This is a genomic window from Pinisolibacter sp., from assembly GCF_036782435.1.
Lineage (GTDB): Bacteria > Pseudomonadota > Alphaproteobacteria > Rhizobiales > Ancalomicrobiaceae > CALBKH01.
On sequence record NZ_DAIPZB010000048.1, the window covers coordinates 14,402 to 34,285 of the forward strand.

At 69.7% G+C, this 19,884-nt stretch carries 19 protein-coding genes and 2 tRNA genes; 10 read left to right on the forward strand and 11 right to left on the reverse strand.

Annotation, left to right across the window (positions count from 1 at the left end):
- The first annotated feature begins 27 nt into the window (after nucleotides 1-27).
- The 3 genes from V7Q42_RS21470 (at nucleotide 28) to V7Q42_RS17615 (ending at nucleotide 1,377) form a co-directional block, all read left to right on the forward strand.
- The gene (locus V7Q42_RS21470) at nucleotides 28-333 is read left to right on the forward strand and encodes a hypothetical protein (RefSeq protein WP_442958225.1); all 306 of its coding nucleotides are present in this window, start codon (nucleotides 28-30) and stop codon (nucleotides 331-333) included.
- The gene (locus tag V7Q42_RS17610) at nucleotides 215-1,108 is read left to right on the forward strand and encodes a hypothetical protein (protein ID WP_333825420.1); all 894 of its coding nucleotides are present in this window, start codon (nucleotides 215-217) and stop codon (nucleotides 1,106-1,108) included. Before V7Q42_RS21470 ends, V7Q42_RS17610 begins: the two co-directional genes overlap by 119 nt.
- Nucleotides 1,109-1,303: 195 nt before the next feature.
- Nucleotides 1,304-1,377, forward strand: a tRNA-Cys gene (locus tag V7Q42_RS17615).
- 170 nt (nucleotides 1,378-1,547) lie between these two features.
- On the opposite strand, the gene V7Q42_RS17620 is transcribed toward V7Q42_RS17615, so the two are convergent.
- Both V7Q42_RS17620 and cobU read right to left on the reverse strand, forming a co-directional pair.
- Nucleotides 1,548-1,688 carry a hypothetical protein gene (locus V7Q42_RS17620; RefSeq protein WP_333825421.1) on the reverse strand — a complete coding sequence of 47 codons (141 nt, stop codon included), beginning with the start codon at nucleotides 1,686-1,688 and terminating at the stop codon, nucleotides 1,548-1,550.
- Between the two features lie 383 nt (nucleotides 1,689-2,071).
- A complete protein-coding gene (gene cobU / locus V7Q42_RS17625) occupies nucleotides 2,072-2,614 on the reverse strand; it encodes a bifunctional adenosylcobinamide kinase/adenosylcobinamide-phosphate guanylyltransferase (RefSeq protein WP_333825422.1) in 543 nt (180 codons plus the stop codon).
- Between the two features lie 229 nt (nucleotides 2,615-2,843).
- Here cobU and V7Q42_RS17630 point away from each other — a divergent pair.
- From V7Q42_RS17630 to rimO, 4 genes are all read left to right on the forward strand, one after another.
- A tRNA-Asn gene (locus tag V7Q42_RS17630) sits at nucleotides 2,844-2,919 on the forward strand.
- Between the two features lie 223 nt (nucleotides 2,920-3,142).
- Entirely contained in the window at nucleotides 3,143-4,630 is a 1,488-nt protein-coding gene (locus V7Q42_RS17635; protein WP_333825423.1) for a hypothetical protein, read from the forward strand.
- Nucleotides 4,631-4,745: 115 nt separating this feature from the next.
- Nucleotides 4,746-5,480 carry a sirohydrochlorin chelatase gene (locus tag V7Q42_RS17640; protein WP_333825424.1) on the forward strand — a complete coding sequence of 245 codons (735 nt, stop codon included), beginning with the start codon at nucleotides 4,746-4,748 and terminating at the stop codon, nucleotides 5,478-5,480.
- A gap of 58 nt (nucleotides 5,481-5,538) precedes the next feature.
- Complete coding sequence (rimO, locus tag V7Q42_RS17645; protein WP_333825425.1) at nucleotides 5,539-6,888, forward strand: 30S ribosomal protein S12 methylthiotransferase RimO; 1,350 nt, start codon at nucleotides 5,539-5,541, stop codon at nucleotides 6,886-6,888.
- 3 nt (nucleotides 6,889-6,891) lie between these two features.
- Here rimO and V7Q42_RS17650 read toward each other — a convergent pair whose 3' ends face one another.
- From V7Q42_RS17650 to V7Q42_RS17680, 7 genes are all read right to left on the reverse strand, one after another.
- Entirely contained in the window at nucleotides 6,892-7,482 is a 591-nt protein-coding gene (locus V7Q42_RS17650; RefSeq protein WP_333825426.1) for a hypothetical protein, read from the reverse strand.
- A 119-nt stretch (nucleotides 7,483-7,601) separates the two neighbouring features.
- On the reverse strand, nucleotides 7,602-7,778 hold the full coding sequence (locus tag V7Q42_RS17655; RefSeq protein ID WP_333825427.1) for a hypothetical protein: 177 nt from the start codon (nucleotides 7,776-7,778) through the stop codon (nucleotides 7,602-7,604).
- Between the two features lie 65 nt (nucleotides 7,779-7,843).
- Nucleotides 7,844-8,470, reverse strand: a complete 627-nt coding sequence (locus V7Q42_RS17660; protein ID WP_333825428.1) for an alpha/beta hydrolase — start codon at nucleotides 8,468-8,470, stop codon at nucleotides 7,844-7,846.
- 13 nt (nucleotides 8,471-8,483) lie between these two features.
- On the reverse strand, nucleotides 8,484-9,461 hold the full coding sequence (locus tag V7Q42_RS17665) for a quinone oxidoreductase family protein (RefSeq protein ID WP_333825429.1): 978 nt from the start codon (nucleotides 9,459-9,461) through the stop codon (nucleotides 8,484-8,486).
- 200 nt (nucleotides 9,462-9,661) lie between these two features.
- Entirely contained in the window at nucleotides 9,662-10,432 is a 771-nt protein-coding gene (locus V7Q42_RS17670; protein ID WP_333825430.1) for a TerC family protein, read from the reverse strand.
- A 24-nt stretch (nucleotides 10,433-10,456) separates the two neighbouring features.
- Entirely contained in the window at nucleotides 10,457-11,419 is a 963-nt protein-coding gene (locus V7Q42_RS17675) for a DUF2182 domain-containing protein (RefSeq protein WP_333825431.1), read from the reverse strand.
- 68 nt (nucleotides 11,420-11,487) lie between these two features.
- Nucleotides 11,488-11,895, reverse strand: a complete 408-nt coding sequence (locus tag V7Q42_RS17680; RefSeq protein ID WP_333825432.1) for a nuclear transport factor 2 family protein — start codon at nucleotides 11,893-11,895, stop codon at nucleotides 11,488-11,490.
- Between the two features lie 228 nt (nucleotides 11,896-12,123).
- Between V7Q42_RS17680 and V7Q42_RS17685 the strand changes: the two genes are divergently transcribed.
- Together V7Q42_RS17685 and V7Q42_RS17690 are read left to right on the forward strand one after the other, a co-directional pair.
- A complete protein-coding gene (locus tag V7Q42_RS17685) occupies nucleotides 12,124-13,350 on the forward strand; it encodes a UbiH/UbiF family hydroxylase (RefSeq protein ID WP_333825433.1) in 1,227 nt (408 codons plus the stop codon).
- Between the two features lie 359 nt (nucleotides 13,351-13,709).
- A complete protein-coding gene (locus V7Q42_RS17690) occupies nucleotides 13,710-16,334 on the forward strand; it encodes a cation-translocating P-type ATPase (RefSeq protein ID WP_333825434.1) in 2,625 nt (874 codons plus the stop codon).
- 51 nt (nucleotides 16,335-16,385) lie between these two features.
- On the opposite strand, the gene V7Q42_RS17695 is transcribed toward V7Q42_RS17690, so the two are convergent.
- The gene (locus V7Q42_RS17695) at nucleotides 16,386-17,504 is read right to left on the reverse strand and encodes a CaiB/BaiF CoA transferase family protein (protein WP_333825435.1); all 1,119 of its coding nucleotides are present in this window, start codon (nucleotides 17,502-17,504) and stop codon (nucleotides 16,386-16,388) included.
- Between the two features lie 135 nt (nucleotides 17,505-17,639).
- Nucleotides 17,640-18,593, reverse strand: coding sequence for an AEC family transporter (locus V7Q42_RS17700; RefSeq protein ID WP_333825436.1), 954 nt, complete (start codon nucleotides 18,591-18,593; stop codon nucleotides 17,640-17,642).
- Between the two features lie 337 nt (nucleotides 18,594-18,930).
- On the opposite strand from V7Q42_RS17700, the gene V7Q42_RS17705 reads away from it, so the two are divergent.
- Nucleotides 18,931-19,884 (forward strand): HpcH/HpaI aldolase/citrate lyase family protein (locus V7Q42_RS17705; RefSeq protein ID WP_333825437.1); only part of this gene is annotated, 954 nt, incomplete at its 3' end.

Sequence of the window (19,884 nt, forward strand, 5' to 3'; positions counted from 1 at the left end):
GCGGCCGGAGCGGAAAAGGATCGTTCGATGCGCGCGCTACGCTCGGCTGCACTCGCCTTCGCCCTCGCCCTCGGCGCCCTGCCGGCGACCTCCGTCGCCCCGCAGGCCGCCGTCGGCATCTCGGTCACCATCGCTCCGCCGGCGCTGCCGGTCTATGTCCAGCCGCCGATCCCCGGTCCCGGCTATCACTGGATCCCCGGCTATTGGGCCTGGGATGAGGGAGGTCGACGACTACTACTGGGTGCCCGGCTACTGGTCGCGCCCGCCGCGCGTCGGCCTGCTCTGGACCCCCGGCTGGTGGGGTTGGAACGACGGCGTCTACGTCTTCCATGACGGCTACTGGGGATCGCGCGTCGGCTTCTACGGCGGCGTCGTCTACGGTTTCGGCTACGACGGGATCGGCTTCGACGGCGGCTACTGGCGCGGCGGCACATACTTCTACAATCGCTCCGTGACCAACGTCTCGATCAACATCACCAACGTCTACAACCGGCCGATGAGGATCGTCGGACCGAGCCGCGTTTCCTTCAACGGCGGCCGCGGCGGCCTCGTCGCCCGGCCGACCCCTGCGCAGCTCGCGCCGCTCAAAGGTCGTGTCGCCGCGACGCCGGCACAGTTGCAGCACGTGCGCGCCTCCGCCGGCGATCGGGCACTGCGCGCCAAGGCCAATCACGGCGCCCCGCCGGTGACGTCGCTTCCGCACGCGGTCGATCATGGTCCCGCAGTCGGGGGCGCCGGCAACACCCCCGCCGGTCTCACCGGAGCCGGTCACGGCGCCGCAGCGATCGGCGCGGTCGGAGTTGCCGGCGCGGCCGCCGGCGTCGCCGCCGCTCGCGCCCATCGGGCGGCGACCGCCGCCGAGCCTCTGCCTCAGGGGGCCCTCGCGCGCCCCGGCGTGAAGCCCGGCGCCACCGTGCGCCCGGCGCTCACCCGCACCGGACCCGGGGTGGCCGCTCGTCCGGCCCGCCTCGCCAATCCGCCGAAGGCCGTCGCCCGCCCGGCGATCCGTCCGCAGCGTCAGATCAGGGCCGCACCGATGCATCGGCAGATGTCGCGCCCGATGATGCGGCGCCCGCCCGCCGCGGTGCAGCGCCGCCCCGTCCGCTGAGCCGCCGACGCGACGCTTCTCCCTGCGACGAAACCGACGCCCGCCTCCCCCGAGGCGGGCGTCGCCGTTTCGCATCTTCTCCCGACCTTGTGGAGCCGGAAGAGATACGGCGCGGAATCGATTTCGAAAAAACTCGCGGCGACGAATCCGGTCTTGCCCCACCCCGCGAACCTGTTTAGACATCCCTCCCTGTGAGGCCTCGTGGCGGAGTGGTCACGCAGCGGACTGCAAATCCGTGTACTCCGGTTCGAATCCGGACGAGGCCTCCATTCTCGCTCCCGCCGCCGGGACGAGGTCATCCGACGTGGCACCCGCCACGTGAACAGACGAAAAAGCCGGCCCTCGGGCCGGCTTCGTCGTTTTCGTCCGCATCGATCGCGCGACGCGACACGAGGGCCGTGCCGGCGCACGCGCCGTCACCCCGGCGCTGGTTCGCCCGTCACCGCATCGGCCCCGCCGGATCACGCCGCGTCGGCGGATCTTCGAGGCCGCTCTCGTTTTCGGCCTTCTCGCCGAAATGTCCGAGGATGTCGGCGCCACGCCCGACATAGCCGCGGCAGCCCGGCGTCGGGCGCAACACGACGGCGTTTTCGAACCACAGGCCGCCGGGCGACATCCAGCCGTAGCTGATGCAACGCGCCCTCAGGGCGCAGGTGCGGCAATCGGGTTCTTTCCCGCCGGTCTGCGATCCGGACGCCGCAACCGGCGCTCGAGCGCGTCTGGGAACGACGGAAGCCACAGAGGTGTACCTCGCTTACCGCCGAACGGCGTCGCCGTCCGGGCGATGAATAGGCGACGAAACCGCCCGCCCCGCCCGGGGAAACGAGCATCGTACATGCGACCTAGGGATATTTGACCATCGAAGCGCCGGCGGCGAAATCGGGGCCGCTCCCATCGGTATCCGTCCGCTTCGTCGAAATCGTTAGAACGCATCGAGGAGACGTCGCCGCCGCGCGGCGTCGATCACCCGCCGCCCTCGTCCTTCATCACCAGCGCCAGACCGGCGGCGACGAAGGTGACGCGGGCGGCCACCGCCGCGACCCGGCGATTGAGACGCCCCTGATGGTCGCGAAAGCGGCGGGCGAGCGCGTTCTCCGGCACGATGCCGAGGCCGACCTCGTTGGAGACGAGGATCACCGGGCCGGCGAGCCGGGCGAGCCGGTCGCAGAGCCGGTCGATTTCCGCCTCCACGTCCGCCTCCGCCGCCATCAGGTTGGAGAGCCACAGGGTCAGACAGTCGACCACCACGATCCGCCCGGCTGCGGCGGCGCGATCGAGCGCGCCGGCGAGATCGCGTGCCTCCTCGATCGTCGACCACCGCGGCCCGCGTTCGGCCCGGTGGGCGGCGATACGCTCGCCCATCTCCGCGTCGAGTGCTTCGGCCGTCGCCAACATGACCGGCTCGAGCCCGCTCGCCTCCGCCCGTTCCAGCGCCAGCGCCGTCTTGCCCGACCGCGCCCCGCCGAAGACGAAGTCGCAGATCGGTGGAGATGCGGCGGCGGTCATGGACGGGCTCCGACGAGGTGGCGAGGGCGATGCCGCAGTGTCGCAGATTCGCCGCCGCCGGTCCCCTCGTCGCACGGCCGGCTCCCCGGACCATTTCCGCCGCGGATCGCCCTTCGCGCGCCTTCGACGTCGAAGCCGAACGGCGCTTTGGTCCACAGGAGATGTCGAACGGGCTTGGCAAGCCGGAACGACCTTGCTATAGACCGCGCCGCAACACGCCACGGCGTGATCCGCGATAGCTCAGTTGGTAGAGCGTTCGACTGTTAATCGAATGGTCGCAGGTTCGAGTCCTGCTCGCGGAGCCAGTTTCGAGAAGGGCCCGACGGTCACCGTCGGGCCCTTCGTTCGTTTCGGCCCCGCGTTCCCCCCCCCCCGTCACATCGCCGAGATCGCGCGCCCGAGGCGATTGAACTCGCCCGCGCTCTCTCGCTACTGTCGCCTCCTGGCGCGAGGTCGCGCCGACTTCCAAGCGGCGCGAAGTCGCGTCCGCTCCCAAGGGGCGCGACCTCGCGCCGGATCGGAGACGTCATGCGCGCTCGGCTGTCCCCTTCCCTCAGGTCGGCCCTCGCCGCCGCCCTCCTCGCCGCCTCCGCGCTACCGGCCGCCGCTCAGGCGACTTCGGAGGAGGCCGCCCGCCTGCAGGCGATCGGCGAGATCTATTTCGGCAAGGCCCCGGCGGGCGAGCCGAGCGTCGTGACGGTCGCTCCCGAAGCCGATCACTATCGGGCGAGCGTCGACTTCGCCCTGCTGATCCGCCGTCTCCTCGCCTACGCCCCGGGGGAGGAGGTGAAGAAGTTCACCTTCGACTGGGACCCGACCTCGATGGCGCTCGGCCCGCGTGACGACGGCACCTGGCGCTTCTGGGACTACCGCATTCCGAAACTCGTCGCCGACATCGACGGTCAACGCACCGAGGTCGTCACCGAAGGCATCGACTTCGAGACGATCTTCGATCCCGCGACCGGCGCCAGCCCGTCGATGAAGGGCCGATTCGGCCGGGTGTCGGCGACCTCGACGATCAGGAAACCGGGCGAGGCCCTCACCGTCACCTCGGAGAACACCTCCTCGGACGTGTCGTTGCAGGGCTCGGCGCGGACCACCGCGACACCCGGCGTCCTCGACGTGGCCGCCCACCAGTCGACCGGCTCGATGCTCTATGCCGTCGCTCTCGCCGGCGGCATGGCCGCGGGCGTCCCCGACATGCGCATCGCGCTCACTGGCGGCCGCCAGGACAACGTCGTCGGCATTCGCGGTTTCCGCAATGCCGCCCTCCTCGACCTTTGGGCCCATCTCGTCGCCCACCACGAACCGGAGGACTTCACCACTCGCCAGGGCGCGCTCAAGGCGAAGCTCGCCGCCGCCGTGCCGGTCTTCGAGGCGATCACCCAGAAGGTCGAGGGCAAGGACTTCTCGCTCGAATCGCCCTTCGTCATCGCCAAGGCGGAGAAGGCGGCGATCGATCTCGATCTCGCCGGCCTCACCCGCGAGGGCCGGTTCGGCATGGCGATGGGCGTCACCGGCTTCCAGGCCTGGTCGCTGTTCATGCCGAAATGGGCGCACCAACTGGTGCCGCGCGACTTCGCCCTCGCCGGACACGTCTCCGGCTACGATCTCGCGACCCCGATCTCGGTCTTCCTCGACAGCGCCGACTTTTCGGCGAAGAAGCCGCTGACCGACGAGCAGGAGGCGAAGATCGCCGCCCTGTTCCTGCCCCGCGGCGCCGTCGACGTGGTCCTCGACGGCAATCGCCTCGTCGGTCCGCTCTACGACCTCTCCCTCGACGGCCGCCTGACCGCCGGTCCGGCCGGCGCCAAGGGGGCGATCACGGTGAAGGCACGCGGCCTCGACAAGGTCTCCGAACTCCTCGCCGGCCCCGATACCGACGAACAGGCCAGGGCGCTCGCCGCCACCATCGCCCTCGCCCGCTCCCTGGCGGAGCGCAAGGGCGACGACCTCGTCTGGCGCTTCGACTTCGACGGCGACGCGGTCGCGGTCAACGGCAAGCCGCTGAAGTGAGGCCGCGGTCGCGGCGCTGCGGCGGCACGCACCGCTCCGGCCTCGCGTCGAACCTCTGGAAACCGCGTCTTCACGTCCCATGTGGGAAGAATCCGTTTCGCCCGGAAGGTCCCGCATGATCGACTCGCGTCTCCCGCCCACCGCCCTCCTCGTCGTCGCCCATGGCGACGGCGGCGCCGATCCGCGCGACGAGACGGTGCGCCGGCTGGCGGAGCGACTGGCCAAGCGGCTCGATCTGCCCGTCGACTGGGCGACGCTGAAGCGGCCGGAGACCTTCGCCGAAGCCCACGCCCGTCTGGGCGCTGCCGCCGCGCGGGTGGCCGTCTATCCGCTGTTCATGGCCAACGGCTTCTTCGTCCGGGTGAAACTGCCGAAGCTCCTCGGCGAGAGCGGTTTCGGCGACACCGAGATCCTGCCGGTCTTCGGTCTCGATCCGCGATTGATCGACCTCATCGAGCACCGCCTGCGCTCGATCGCCTCGATGCAGGGCGGGCGCGAGCCGAAGGATTTCTCGATCGCGCTCATCGCCCACGGCTCGGGATCGGGCGACGCCGGCTCCCGCCTCGCATCGGAAGCGATCGCCGCCGATCTCGGCTACCGGCTCGACACCCGGCTCCACCTCGGCTTCATCGAGGAGGCGCCGTTCTTCGAAGAGGTGATCGGCGCGAGCGCCGAGATCGTCGTCGGCCTCTTCGTCTCCGCCGGTACCCACGCCCTCGACGACGTCGCCGCCTGTGTGGCGAAGACCCCGTCCGTCCTCCATCACGTCGCCACCGTCGGCGACGATGCCGGCGTCGCCGACATGGTCGAGGCGGCGCTCGCTACCCTCGTGCGGGATCGCGTCGCGTGATGCGGACGCCGCCGTCGGCCCTTGCATTCCGCGCGGTTCCGCCCCAATTGTCCCGCCCATGACCGACACCGCGACCAAGACCGCCGCGCCCGATGGCCGCGTGCCCAAGATCTCATTCGTCAGCCTCGGCTGCCCCAAGAACCTCGTCGACAGCGAGCGCATCGTCACGCATCTGCGCTCCGAGGGCTACGAACTGACCAAGACCCACGCCGGCGCCGACGTCGTGGTGGTCAACACCTGCGGCTTCCTCGACAGTGCCAAGGCCGAGAGCCTCGACGCCATCGGCAAGGCCATGGCCGAGAACGGCAAGGTCATCGTCACCGGCTGCATGGGCACCGAGGCGGGCGAGATCGAGGCGAAATACCCGAACCTGCTGGCGATCACCAAGCCCCAGGCCTACGACAGCGTCGTCGAGGCGGTGCACGCCGCCGTGCCGCCGGCCCACGATCCCTTCGTCGATCTGGTGCCGGCGCAGGGCGTGCGCTTCACGCCCCGCCACTACGCCTACCTGAAGATCTCGGAAGGCTGCTCCAACCGCTGCACCTTCTGCATCATCCCGCATCTGCGCGGTGATCTCGTGTCGCGGCCTGCGAACGAGGTGCTGCGCGAGGCGGAGAAGCTGGTGAAGGCCGGCGTCAAGGAGATCCTGGTCATCTCCCAGGACACCTCGGCCTATGGCCAGGATCTGCGCTACGCCGCCTCCCAGTGGGGCGACCGCGAGGTGCGGGCAAAGTTCCTCGATCTCTCGCGCGAACTCGGCGACCTCGGCGTCTGGGTCCGCCTCCACTACGTCTACCCCTATCCGCACGTCGACGAGGTGATCGAGCTGATGGCGGAGGGGAAGATCCTTCCCTATCTCGACATCCCGCTGCAGCATGCCGCGACCCCGGTCCTGAAGGCGATGAAGCGCCCGGCGGCGCAGGAGAAGACCCTGGAGCGCATCGCGAACTGGCGGCGGCAAGTGCCCGATCTCGCCGTCCGCTCCAGCTTCATCGTCGGCTTCCCCGGCGAGACCGAAGAGGACTTCCAGGCGCTGCTCGACTGGCTGAGCGAAGCCAAGCTCGATCGCGTCGGCGCGTTCAAGTACGAGGCGGTGAAGGGCGCGGTGGCCAACGACCTGCCCGGCGCGGTGCCCGAAGAGGTGAAGCAGGAGCGCTGGAACCGCCTGATGGCGCACCAGCAGCCGATCGCCGCGCGCATCCAGAAGGGCCGCATCGGCCGCCGCTTGGCCGTCATCGTCGACGAGGTCGGCCCGACCGTCGCCAAGGGCCGCACCAAATGGGACGCCCCCGAGATCGACGGCACCGTCCACATCACCTCGCATCGGCCGCTGCGCCCCGGCGAGATCGTCACGGTGAAGATCGAAGCCGCCGACGCCTATGATCTGAAGGGCAGCGCGGTGGGGTGAGGGCTATGCGGCTCGGCGCGCCATGCGAACGAAAGTCCTGATCTCGTCGATCAGCCGCGCGAGATCATCGATGACGTCGGGTTCGAGGGCAGTGACCGTCAGACGATCCAGAATGGTCTGTGCCGCATCGACGAATCGCCGCTCGCCGGAGAGCAACCATCCTTTGTTCGCACGTTCGAACGCTACGGCGCAGTCCATTTTTCGAGCTTCGAGCGCCGTCGCGAGCAAGGTGTGCTCGTACTCGACGACCTGCGCGATCTGATCGGCCGCTTGGTTCAGCTTGCGTCGGAACGCCACCGGGTCGACCGGATCGTACTCGATCCAGTCGGTCCGCGTCAGGTCGGAAGGAGCTTTCGCGGCTTTCGATTTGACGATGACCAGAGGTTTGCCGCACATCGCCGCAAATCCGAGCTCGAGCGCGATGTTGGCGAAGGCGGTCGAGCGCGTATGTTCGGAGAATACGGCGATCGTGAACCCCGTCGACCGGATCAAGCCGAGGATTCGCTCCAGAAAGTCGCCACCGCCGATGTTGCCGTCCGCATCCACACACGGGTGGTTTCTCGCCTCGAAGACTTCTCGGACGATGTCGACCATTGCTGTATCGACAGCGTGAGGCTCACCCAACTGCCGCATGAGAAATGCACGGCGAGGGGGAAAAGTCTTGGGAGGCGTGGAAATCGTCTCTTCGGTCAAGGGCGAAAAGACGGGCGGCATCACTTCGCCTTCGTGATGTCGCGTATGCCCTTGTAAGGACCGGCGGTCTTCTTGGAGGCGATGATACGGCCGGTGTCGGTGTCGATCTTGACGTATCTCCCCGTCAGCGGGTTCTTCACCTGAGCCCGCTCCTTCACTGCTCCGATCCGGTGTGCATCACCTGTGTTCGTAGCCATGTTGATCCGATCCTGAACATCTGGAAGCAATGTGGCACCGCTGCATGACATGAGCAAGGCTCCGCTCACGCCACCACCACCCCCGCCGCCATCTCCCGCAGGAACGCCAGCCCGGCCTTGGCCGCGGCGAGGTCGATGGCGTGATCGCATCCCGGCACCCGCACCAGGTCGACCCGCGCGCCCGCCGCGGCGAGGACGTCGCGGATCCGCTCCGCCTCGGTGACCAGGATCACCCCGTCGGCCTCACCGTGGACGATGCGCACCGGAAAGCCGTCGAGCCGTCGCGCCGGCGGTGCGGCGAGCCGTGTCGACATCGCCAGGAGCCCGGCGAAGTCACGACCGCGACCGACGGCGTCGAGCGCCATCGACCCGCCCTGCGAAAAGCCGACGAGCACGGTGCGCGCGGCGCAGGTTCCGGCCCGTGCGATCTCGGCGTCGATCACCGCATCGAAAGCCGGCGCGGCCGACGCCACCCTTTCGGCGCGGGTCGTCGGCGTCACGCCGGTGATCGAGTACCATTGCCTGAGCCCGGGATCCTCGTCGAACGGTTGCGGCGCATCGGGCGTGATGAAGCGGATACCCGACAGCCGCCGCGCCCAGGCGCGGGCGATCGGCGCGAGGTCCGCTCCGCGCGCCCCCACCCCGTGCAGCACGACGACCAGATCGATGCGCCGTGCGCCGGCCTCGCTCATCGCGCCCACGGCCTCAGGGGATCAACACCATCGAGCCGGTGGTAGCCCGCGCCTCGAGCGCCCGATGGGCGTCGGCGGCGTCGGCGAGCTTCCAGCGCTTCGACAGCGGGATCTCCACCGCGCCCGAGGCGATCACCGCGAAGAGATCGCCGGCGATCTCCTCCAGCGCCGCGCGCGGGCCGATGTGGGTGAAGAGCGTCTGCCGGGTGGCGAAGAGCGAGCCGCGGCTCGCCAGCTCCTGCAGCGAGAACGGCGGCACCGGCCCGGAGGCGTTGCCGAAGGAGCAGAACAGGCCGAAGGGCTTCAGGCAATCGAGCGACTTCGGGAACGTGTCCCTGCCCACCGAATCGTAGACCACGTCGACACCCTTGCCGCCGGTCAGCTCCTTCACCGCGGCGACGAAATCGTCCTTGCGGTAGTCGATGACGTGATCGTAGCCGCGGGTCTTGGCGAGCGCCACCTTCTCCGGTCCGCCGGCGGTGCCGATCACCGTGGCGCCGAGGTGCTTCGCCCACTGGCCGGCGATCTGGCCGACGCCGCCGGCCGCCGCATGGAACAGCAGCGTCGTCCCCGGTCCGACCTTGAACGTCCGCTTCAGCAGATACTGCGCCGTCATGCCCTTGAGCATCGCCGCCGCCGCGACGTCGTCGGCGACGCCGTCCGGCACCTTGACCAGCCGGTCGGCCGGCACGTTGCGCTCCTCGGCGTAGGAGCCGAGCGGCCCGACATAGGCGACGCGGTCGCCGACGGCGACGCTCGTCACCCCCTCGCCCACCGCCACCACCGTGCCGGCGCCCTCGTTGCCGGGGATCAGCGGCAGCCCCGCCGGCGCCGGATAGAGACCGGAGCGGAAATAGCAGTCGATGAAGTTGAGTCCGATCGCCGTGTGGCGGATCCGCGCCTCACCGGCCTTCGGCGCGGCAACGTCGAAGCTCTCGTAGCGCAGCACTTCCGGACCGCCGGTCTCGTGGACGCGAATGCCGTGGACCATGTCGTCTCTCCCTCGGGATTGGTCGTTCAGGTCGACCGAATTTCGATTACGTCGAATTCGTCGCCACACATTCTGCCGTCGTCCCCGGCGAGCGAAGCGAGGAAAGGGGACCCAGTGGTCTCCCGACTCGTCGATCCGCCGTTGGATCCCCTTCCCTCGCCCTTCGGACACGCCGGCGATGACGGCCCGGGTCGAGGTATTCAGAACCGCCCCCAATCTTCCGGCTTCTCCGCGATCTCGACGCCCTTGCGTTTCGCCTTGCGGCTCTTGGCCAGGATGTTGAGCGCTTCGACGCCGGCCGAGAAGGCCATCGCCGCATAGATGTAGCCGCGTTCGAGATGGAAGCCGAGACCGTCGGCGACCAGCGCGATGCCGATCAAGAGCAGGAAGGCGAGCGCCAGCACCTTGGTGGTGGGGTGGCGCGAGATGAAGGCGGAGACCGGCCCCGAAGCGACGTACATGACGCCGACCGCGATGATCACCGCGGCGATCATCACGGCGACGTCCTGGGCGAGACCGACCGCGGTGATGATCGAGTCGAGCGAGAAGACGATGTCGATGATGATGATCTGCCCGACCACCGCGGCGAAGGCGTTGGAGGCCGTCGCCGCCATCTCGCCGGGCGCGTCCTCTTCCACTTCCTCGTGGATGTGGTTGACCGCCTTGTAGATCAGGAAGCCGCCACCGACGATCAGGATCATGTCCTTGATCGACAGCGGATGACCGAAGAGGGTCATCACCGGGTCCTTGAGCTGGACGATCCAGGAGATGGCGAAGAGCAGCGCGATGCGGAAGCCGAGGGCGAGCGCCAAGCCGAGCTTGCGCGCCTTCGCCGCTTCCTCCGCCTTCAGATGGGCGGTCGCCACCGACAGGAACACGACGTTGTCGATGCCGAGCACGATCTCCAGGACCGTCAGCGTGACGAGGCTCGCCCAGACGGCGGGATCGGAGAGGAGGGCGACGAGGTCCATTCGTTGTCCTTCGGAGGATGGCGGTCAGAAAATGTGGAGGCGTGTCAGGAGCACCGAGCCGACCGGCGAGGCGAGCACCAGCGCCGCCCCCCACAGGAGCAGCACGACACCGACGAGGCGAGGAACCGCGAGCGACGTGGTGACCTTTTCCACCGTCATCACCGCTCCGATGATGGCGATCCAGATCACGTTCATCACGCCGACGGCGAACATCACCACCATCAGCGCCCAACAGCAGCCGAGGCAGTCGATGCCCTGGTCGATGCCCTGGCGGAACACCGCCATCGGCCGCGGCGTCCAGTGCTCGGCGAAATACGGTGCGGGGAAGCGGCAGCGGGTGAGGCAGCCCATCTTGAGCGGCGAGAACTGGTAGAGACCGGCGGCGATCAGCGTCGTCCCGGCGATCACCTGACTGGCCGTCGTCCCGGCCGGGGTCAGCACCCGGAGTTGGGTGAGCAGCGCCTGTCCCGCCGTCGCCACCGCGGCGAAGACGATCCAGATGGTGAGATAGCCGGCGGCGATCAGCAGCGGCGACGCGGCCGGCTCACCGGCCCGCCGCTTCTCCTCCGCGAGGCTGGCGAAGGAGGTGAGCACCGGTGCGGCGCTCGGCAGCATCATGGCGAAGACCATCGCCACCCACATGGCGAAGACGGTGACGACGTCGCGCGCCGACCACGCTTCGCCGGTCGGCCCGCACAGCACCGTCAGCGCCGCCCGCACCTCCGCCGGCATGTCGGCGAAACCGTTGAGACGATTGAACACGCTCATGCCGGGGCCCAGCGCCGTCATGTCGGTGCCGGCGAGCATGCCGGCGACCATGGCGGCGAGCCAGATCCAGCCGACACCCGCACCGACCGCGACCGCCAGCCAGACGACGACCTTCGGCCGCGCCAGGAATGCGAAGGGTCCGGGCGAGCCGCCGCTCGGCGACGCCCCTCCCCCGTCTTCGCTCCGGGCTCCCCCGGTCGATCCCACGCGCGTGTCCATGCCGTCCGAGATGGGCCTTCTCCACGCCGCTGGCAAGCCCCCTCGTGGCGGCGGCGAGAACGCCTCGCTCAGACGATCGTCTCCGGCGCGGTGAACGACCAGTGCGTATGGGCGATCCGCCAGCCTTCGTCGCGCCTGCGGAAGATCTCCGAGCAGTTCCACCCGACCGTTTCGCCGCCTTCGCCCCACGAGCGGAAGCGGTAGGAGAGCAGCGAGATCTCGCCGATCTCCTCGACGCGCGGCTCGAGGATCTGCCAGGCGACCACCGAGATCCGGCCGCGCAACATCTCGTAATAGGCCGTCAGCGCCGCGAGCCCGTCGATGCGGCCGACGCGGAACGGGTCGAAATAGGAGACGTCGCGATCCGAGATCTCGAGAAAGCCGGACGGATCGCCGCGGCACCAGCGGGCCAGCGCGGCGCGTTCCAGAACGAGCACCGCATGCTCGTGCTCGTCTGCCGAGATCGGGGCGATCATGGATTCGTCCTCGGGTCCAACATACGAAAGGCGAACACGGTCGCAGGAATCGGACAAGCGACGAAATGGCATGCGAGGGCCCCGAAATCCACGCGGCCCCCGCGCCCCGCGACAGGTCTCGCCGGCCGCGCTATAGGTGACCATCCGGGGTCGCGGCTCGCCCTTGCGTTCCCATATGAAGGAAGATGTCGTCCGCGGCCTCGTCGCCGTCGTCCTCGGAGCCCGCCCATGACCGCCTCGACCGCCCCCGCCACCTTCGACGTCGCCGTCGTCGGCGCCGGCCCGGCCGGGCTCGCAGCGGCCTTCCTCCTCGCCCGCACCGGCTTCGCGACCGCGCTGATCGCGCCGAAGACCCGGCCCGACGACGTCCGCACCACCGCCCTCCTCGGCGGCTCGGTCAAATTCTTCGAGACTCTCGGCCTGTGGGCGGAGATCGCCGCCGCCGGCGCGAATCTCGCGGTGATGCGTCTCGTCGACGACACCGGCCGGCTGATCCGTGCCCCCGAAGCCAGCTTCCGCGCCGCCGAGATCGGGCTCGACACCTTCGGCGTCAACATCGTCAACTCGGCCCTGACGACCATCCTCGACGCGCACGTGGCGACGGCGCCGCGTCTGACCCGCATCGAAGCCGCGGTCGAGGCCGCCGACCTCGGCACCGACACGGCTCGCCTGACGCTGTCGACCGGCGAGACCGTCGCCGCTCGCCTCGTCGTCGCCGCCGACGGTAAGAAATCGCGGCTGCGCGAGGCCGCCGGTATCGGCACCACCGCCTGGGCCCATCCCCAGTCGGCGCTGGTGCTGAACCTCTCCCATCCGGTGCCGCACCGTTTCGTCTCCACCGAATTCCACGGCCCCCACGGCCCCTACGTGCTGGTGCCGCTGCCGGGCAACCGCTCCTCGGTGGTGCTGGTCGAACGACCGCAGGAGGCCGAGCGGCTGAGGGATCTCGACGACGATGCCCTCGCCCTCGAACTCGAGCGCCGCGCCCATTCGCTCTTCGGCCGCTTCACCGTCGAGCCCGGCCGGCAGGTCTGGCCGCTCTCCTCGATGATCGCCGACAACCACGGCACGAAACGCGTGGCGCTGGTCGGCGAAGCCGCCCACACCTTCCCGCCGATCGGCGCCCAGGGGCTGAACCTGTCGTTGCGCGACATCGCCTCGCTCGCCGAGATCCTCGCCGAAGCGGCCCGCGCCAAGAAGGATATCGGATCGGAGGAGACGCTGCGCGCCTACGAGAAGTCGCGCCGCCTCGACGTCGAGACCCGCACCCGCGGTGTCGACGTCGCCAACCGGGCGCTGCTCTCCGATCTGCTGCCGGTCCAGGCGGCCCGCTCGCTCGGCTTCGCCCTCGCCAATTCCATCGGCCCGCTGCGCCGCCTCGTCATGCGCGAGGGCCTGACCCCATCCTGGTCGACGCCACGCCTGATGCGCGGCCTCGACATCGCGGCGGTGTGAGCGGGGACGGTCGTTCTCGCTCCTCTCGGGGGAGCCGAAATGCGGAAGGCGCACGCTGCACCGGGTGCTCGCGGAGGGAGCCGAAGCGCCGGCCGGTGAAGTCGGAACTCGGGATTGCGGGTCCTCTGGACTCGATCGGACCATCGGCCGTCGTCCCCGGCCGGAGCGCCGAAAGGCGCGGAGGGGAAGGGGACCCATTAGCCTCCCCGTGAATAGAGAGGCCAATGGGTCCCCTTCCCTCGCTCTTCGGGCTCGCCGGGGACGACGGCGGCGAGCGGAGTGGCGGCGTCGGCACTCGCGCGCCGTGCGAATGGTCCTCTCCACCCGCGAGGGGGAGAGACGGAGTAAGGGGTATCGCCATGTCCGCGAATCTCGAGATCGGCGACCGACCGGGCACTCCTCTCCCCGTCCCCACCCCGGCTCCCCTCCGCGGTCTCGACGAGGCGGAAGCGGCGCGGCGTCTCGCCCTCGGCGCCAACGAACTGCCGAGCCCCGGCGCCCGCGGCCTCCTCGCCATCCTGAAGAGCGTGCTCTCGGAGCCGATGTTCCTGATGCTGCTGATCGCGGCGGCACTCTATCTCACCCTCGGCGATCCGCGCGAGGGTCTGGCGCTCGGCGTCTTCGCCTGTCTCACCGTCGGCCTCGTCATCTTCCAGGAGGTGCGCGGCGAGCGGGCGCTCTCGGCGTTGCGCGATCTCTCCGCCCCCACCGCCCGGGTGCGGCGCGGCGGGCGCGAGCGCGTCGTCCCGGCGCGCGAAGTCGTCCCCGGCGATCTCCTGGTGATCGAGGAAGGCGAACGCATCGCCGCCGACGCGGTGCTGCGCGACAATCACGCCCTGGTCGTCGACGAATCGCTCCTCACCGGCGAAGGCGTCCCCGTCCGCAAACAGGCCGAGCCCTCGGCGCCCTTCGCCGACGTCCGCCCCGGCGGCGACGATCGGCCCGAACTCTATGCCGCCACCCTCGCCGTCTCCGGCCGCGGCCTCGCCGAAGTGGCGCGCACCGGACCGGCGACCGTCGTCGGCGCCATCGGCGCCTCGCTCGCCACCATCGATCCGGCGGCGACGACGCTCCAGGGCGCCATCGCCGGACTGGTGCGCGCCTTCGCCGTCTTCGGCGCCGCCGCCTCGGTCGCCCTGGTGATCCTGGTCCACATGACCGGCGGCAGTTGGGTCGAAGGCATCCTCGCCGGTCTGGCGCTGGCCATGGCCATGCTGCCGGAAGAGTTCCCGATGGCGCTGGCGATCTTCGTGGCACTCGGCGCCGAGCGCCTCGCCCGCGTCCAGGTGCTGACCCGCCGCCCCGCGATCATCGAGACGCTCGGCGCGGCGACCGTCCTCGCCACCGACAAGACCGGCACGCTCACCGCCAACCGCATGGATCTCGTCGCTCTCGCCAGCGACGGCGAAGAGATCCGCTTCGACGACGGCGCCGCCGCCTCACCGCTCTCCCCGGCGCTCGCACGGGTATTGGCGGTCGCCGCACGGGCGAGCCGCGCCGAGGGCTTCGATCCGATCGATCGCGCCCTGGTCTCCGCCGCCGACACCCGCCTCGACGGTCCCGTCCACCCGGCCGACCACGGGCTCGAGGCGGATTATGCCGTCGCCCCCGGCCTCCTCGCCATGACCCGGCTGTGGCGCGGCCCGAACGGCGCGAGCCTCGTCGCCACCAAGGGCGCGCCGGAAGCGGTCGCCCGGCTCTGCGGCCTCTCCGACGCCGAGACCGACGCCCTCCTCGCCCGGGTCGAGCGCCTCGCCAACCAGGGTCTGCGCATCCTGGCGGTGGCGGAGGGCAAGTGGGACGCGAGCCCGGCGCCGACCCACCAGACCTCTTTCTCGCTCGATCTCGTCGGCCTCGTCGGCTTCGCCGATCCGCTGCGCCCGACCGTGCCGGCGGCGATCACCGAAGCCCACCGCGCCGGCATCCGCGTCGTCATGATCACCGGCGACCACCCCGAGACCGCCCGCGCCATCGCCACCAAGGCCGGCATCGGCCGCGGCGTCGATCGCCCCGTCGGCTTCGCCGAGGGCCCCGTCGCCATCCTCACCGGCCCGGAGATCGCCGAACTCTCCGACGAAGACCTGGCCGCGAAGGTGCGCCACGTCGACGTCTACGCCCGCGTCATGCCCTCGGAGAAGCTGCGTCTGGTGCGCGCCTTCCAGGCCTCGGGCGAGGTCGTCGCCATGACCGGCGACGGCGTCAACGACGCCCCCGCCCTCGAGGCCGCCCATTGCGGCATCGCCATCGGCCCGCGCGCCACCGATGTCGCCAAGGAGGCGGCCGACATCGTGCTCCTCGACGAGGATTTCGGCTCGATCGTCGCCGGTGTGCGGCTCGGCCGCCGCATCTTCGACAACCTGCGCAAGGTGATGATCTACATCGCCGCCATCCACGTGCCGATCGCCGGACTGGCCCTGCTGCCGGTCGTCTTCGGCGCCCCGCCGGTGATGCTGCCGCTGCACGTGGTGCTGACCGAGATGGTCATCGACCCGATCTGCTCGCTCGCCTTCGAGAACGAACGCGAGGAGCCCGGCATCATGGAGCGGCCGCCGCGCGCCCTCGACGAACCCTTCGTCGGGTTGCGTCAGTTGCTGTGGGGACTGGCGCAGGGAGCGGGCATTCTCGTCGCCTGCCTCGGCGTCCACGTCTGGGCGTCGCGCGCCGGCTTCTCGGCCGACATCGCGCGCACCCTCACCTTCGTCGCCCTGACCACCGGCAACCTCGCCCTCGTCCAGGTCGACGCCACCGCCGGACTGACGCTCACCCGCCTCTTCCGCCCCGGCAGCCTCGCCTCCTGGGCGATCACCGCGGCCGCCACGACGGCGCTCGTCACCGTCATCGCGGTGCCCTGGCTGCGAGAGCTCTTCCGCTTCGCCGTGCCCGACCCCGCCTCGCTCGCCGTCGCCGTCGCCGCCGGCCTCTCCGCGCCCGTGGCGTTCGACTTCATGAAGCCGGCGCTGCGGCGGTGGAGGCGGGCGACATAGGGTGCGATGAGCGACGCGACTTGCACCCGACGAATCCCGCGATGCCGCCCCTCATAGCCCCGGCGCCGGCACCACACCCGGTTCGGCGCGGAATTGCGGCGCGATCGGCACCACCGCGGCGGGCAGTACCGTGCCCGACGGGGTCGACACCGAATGGGCGAAGAGGCCGCGCGCCACGAAATGCGGATCGGCGAGCGCCTCGGCGAGGCTCGCGACCGGCGTGACGCAGAACTCGGTGCCCTCGAGCAGTTGCGCCCACTCCGCATGGGTCCGCGCCGCCACCTTCTCGGTGACCGCCGCCCGCGTCTCCACCGGCGTCGCCCGGTCGTTCCTGAGGCTCGCCGGCAGGTCGATGACGTCGCAGAAGGCGAGCCAGAACTTCTCCTCGAGCGATCCGACCGCGAGCAGCCGCTCGTCCTTGGTGCGATAGAGCGAATAGCGCGGCAACGAGCCGACGAAGATCGGCTCGCCCGGATCGGGGAAGCGGCCGTTCACCGCCGCTTCCGCCTGCGGGAAGAAGCCGAAGGTGAACATCGCGTCGGTCATCGCGATGTCGAGACGGGTGCCCCGCCCCGTCTTCTCGCGGCCGAGCAGCGCCAACAGGATGTTGATCACCGCCGGGAACGTGCCGCCGGCGATGTCGGCGGCGAGCAGCCCCGGCGGCGCCGGATCGACGCGCGGCAGCCGGCCGATCGACAGCGCCCCCGTCGTCGCCTGATAGTTGAGGTCGTGGCCCGGCGCCGCCGCCCGCGGACCCGTCGCGCCATAGCCGGTGATGGCGCAGTAGACGATCTTCGGATTGATCGCCGCCAGCGCCTCGTAGCCGAGACCGAGCCGCTCCATCACGCCGGGACGGAACTGCTCCATCACCACGTCGGCCGTCTCGATCAGCGGCCTTAGCTTATCCACCGCGTCGGCGCTCTTCAGGTCGAGCGTGACGATCTCCTTGCCGCGATTGAGCACCGCGTAATAGGCCGACATCGCCTCGGCCCCGGTCCCGACGATCGGCCCGTGGATGCGCATGTCCTCGCCGCCCGGACGCTCGATCTTGATCACCCGCGCCCCGGCCTCGGCCAACATCAGCGTGGCGAGCGGCCCCGGCAGCAGGGTCGAGAAGTCGAGCACGGTGACGCCCGCGAGAGGGCGCTGATCGGCGGGAGTAGCGGTCATGGGGTTTCCTCGGGATTTCGGACGTCGTTATGGGGCGGTCGATCACCGCCGAATGAAATTAGCCCGACGAGGCCGACGGCGGGAACTGCCGTTCGGTCAGAGCCGCCCCGCGTCGCGGTGCCCGCCCCCCGCGCCTCAGCGCACGTGCGGCAGCAGGTCGTTGGTGACCAGCCACAGGAAGCCGGTGACCGTGACCACCGAGACCAGCGTCCCCATCAGCACGATCGTCGAGGCCTGGGAGACATGCGAGTGATATTGCTGGGCGATGACGTAGACGTTGAGCGCCGGCGGCAGGCAGGCCATCAAGAGCGCCGTCATCAGCCACACCCGATCGAAGCCGCCGATCCAGGTGAGGAGCAGGAAGACCAGCACCGGGTGGACGATCAGCTTGATGAACAGCACCACCGGGATCTCGAGCGTGATCTTCTCCACCGGGCGCAGGCCCACCGTCACGCCCATGGCGAAGAGCGCGCAAGGAGCCGCCGCCTGCATCAACGAGGTGAGCATCTTGTCGATGATGACAGGCGGGCGAACGTGCAGCGCTGCCGCCGCCACGCCGACGATGGTCGCCAGGATGAACGGATGCAGGAAGATGCGCTTGAGGATGGCGATCGCCGTCGACCACGGGCTCTGCTTCTCGCCGGCGAGCGCCATCAGGAGCGGCGCCAGCGTGAACAGCATGGCGTTGTCGAAGCAGAAGACCAGCGCCGTCGGGACCGTCGCCTCAGGCCCGAGAGCGGCGAGCGTCAGCCCCGGCCCCATGTAGCCGATGTTGGAATAGGCCCCCGCCACCGCGACGATGGTGGCGGACCGGAGATCGCCGGCGTTGAACAGGATGCCGACGAGCAGCGACACGGCGAAGACGGCATAGGTGGAGAAGGTCGTGCCGACGATGAAGGACCAGTTGGTCAACTGCTCGATCGGCGTCTTCGACAGGAGCTGGAAGAACAGCGCCGGCAGCGACACGTAGACGATGAAGAAGTTGAGCCAGGCGAGCCCTTCGGCCGGCAGCTTGCGCAGCTTGGCCGTCGCCCAGCCGATGAAGATCAACCCGAAAAAGGGAAGCGCGAGGGAGAGAACCTGTTGCATGGGATGCGATCGCGCCTTCCGCCGGAGACGGCCCGGTCGAGGGGAACAGCCGCCGGACGAATCTCCGCCGCACCGATCCCAATCGTTTGAAGCCGGCGAAATCTAGGGCCAAGGCCCCCGTGTCCGTCAACCGCTCGCCGACGCAGAAGACCCATGCGCGAGGCCGCCACGTCGGACGAACCGCCACCTCGACGGTGACCCGCGACGCCGCGCCGCGCCCGATACGCCCCCCGACCTCCGTCGACTTGCGCATCCTCCGGCACCGGGATTAGATCGCGCCGATCCTTTTGCACCGCAGCGACGGGCGATTTCGTGCGCCCGTCTTCCGGAGGTTCCCATGACGTCCAAGACCCCCAAGGCCTTCTTCAAGCCGCTCGCCATCGGCGCCCCGGAGCCCTTCCGCGAACTGCCGGTGACGCTCGAGCGCATGATCCACTTCGTGCCGCCGCACATGGAGAAGGTCCGCGCCAAGGTGCCGGAGCTCGCCGCGAAGGTCGACGTGGTGCTGGGCAACCTCGAGGACGCCATCCCCGCCGACCAGAAGATCGCCGCCCGCAAGGGCTTCATCGAAATGGGCAAGGCCACCGACTTCGCCGCCCTCGGCACGGGGCTGTGGACCCGCATCAACTGCCTGAACTCGCCCTGGGTGCTCGACGACGTCACCGAGATCGTCGCCGAACTCGGCGACAAGCTCGACGTCATCATGCTGCCCAAGGTCGAGGGCCCCTGGGACATCCACTTCCTCGACCAGTTCCTCGCCCAGCTCGAGGCCAAGCACGGCGTGAAGAAGCCGATCCTGATCCACGCCATCCTGGAGACGGCGGAAGGCGTCAAGAACGTCGAGGCGATCGCCACCGCGAGCCCGCGCATGCACGGCATGAGCCTCGGCCCGGCCGATCTCGCCGCCTCGCGCGGCATGAAGACCACCCGCGTCGGCGGCGGCCATCCCGAGTATCAGGTGCTCGAGGACGCCAAGGGCGACGCCCCGCGCACCCGCTTCCAGCAGGACCTGTGGCACTACACCGTCGCCAAGATGGTCGACGCCTGCCAGTCGGCCGGCATCAAGGCGTTCTACGGCCCGTTCGGCGACTTCGCCGATCTCGCCGCCTGCGAAGCGCAGTTCCGCAACGCCTTCCTCATGGGCTGCCTCGGCGCCTGGTCGCTGCACCCGACCCAGATCGACATCGCCAAGCGCGTCTTCTCGCCCGATCCGGGCGAAGTGACCTTCGCCAAGAAGATCCTCGACGCCATGCCCGACGGCACCGGCGCGGTGATGATCGACGGCAAGATG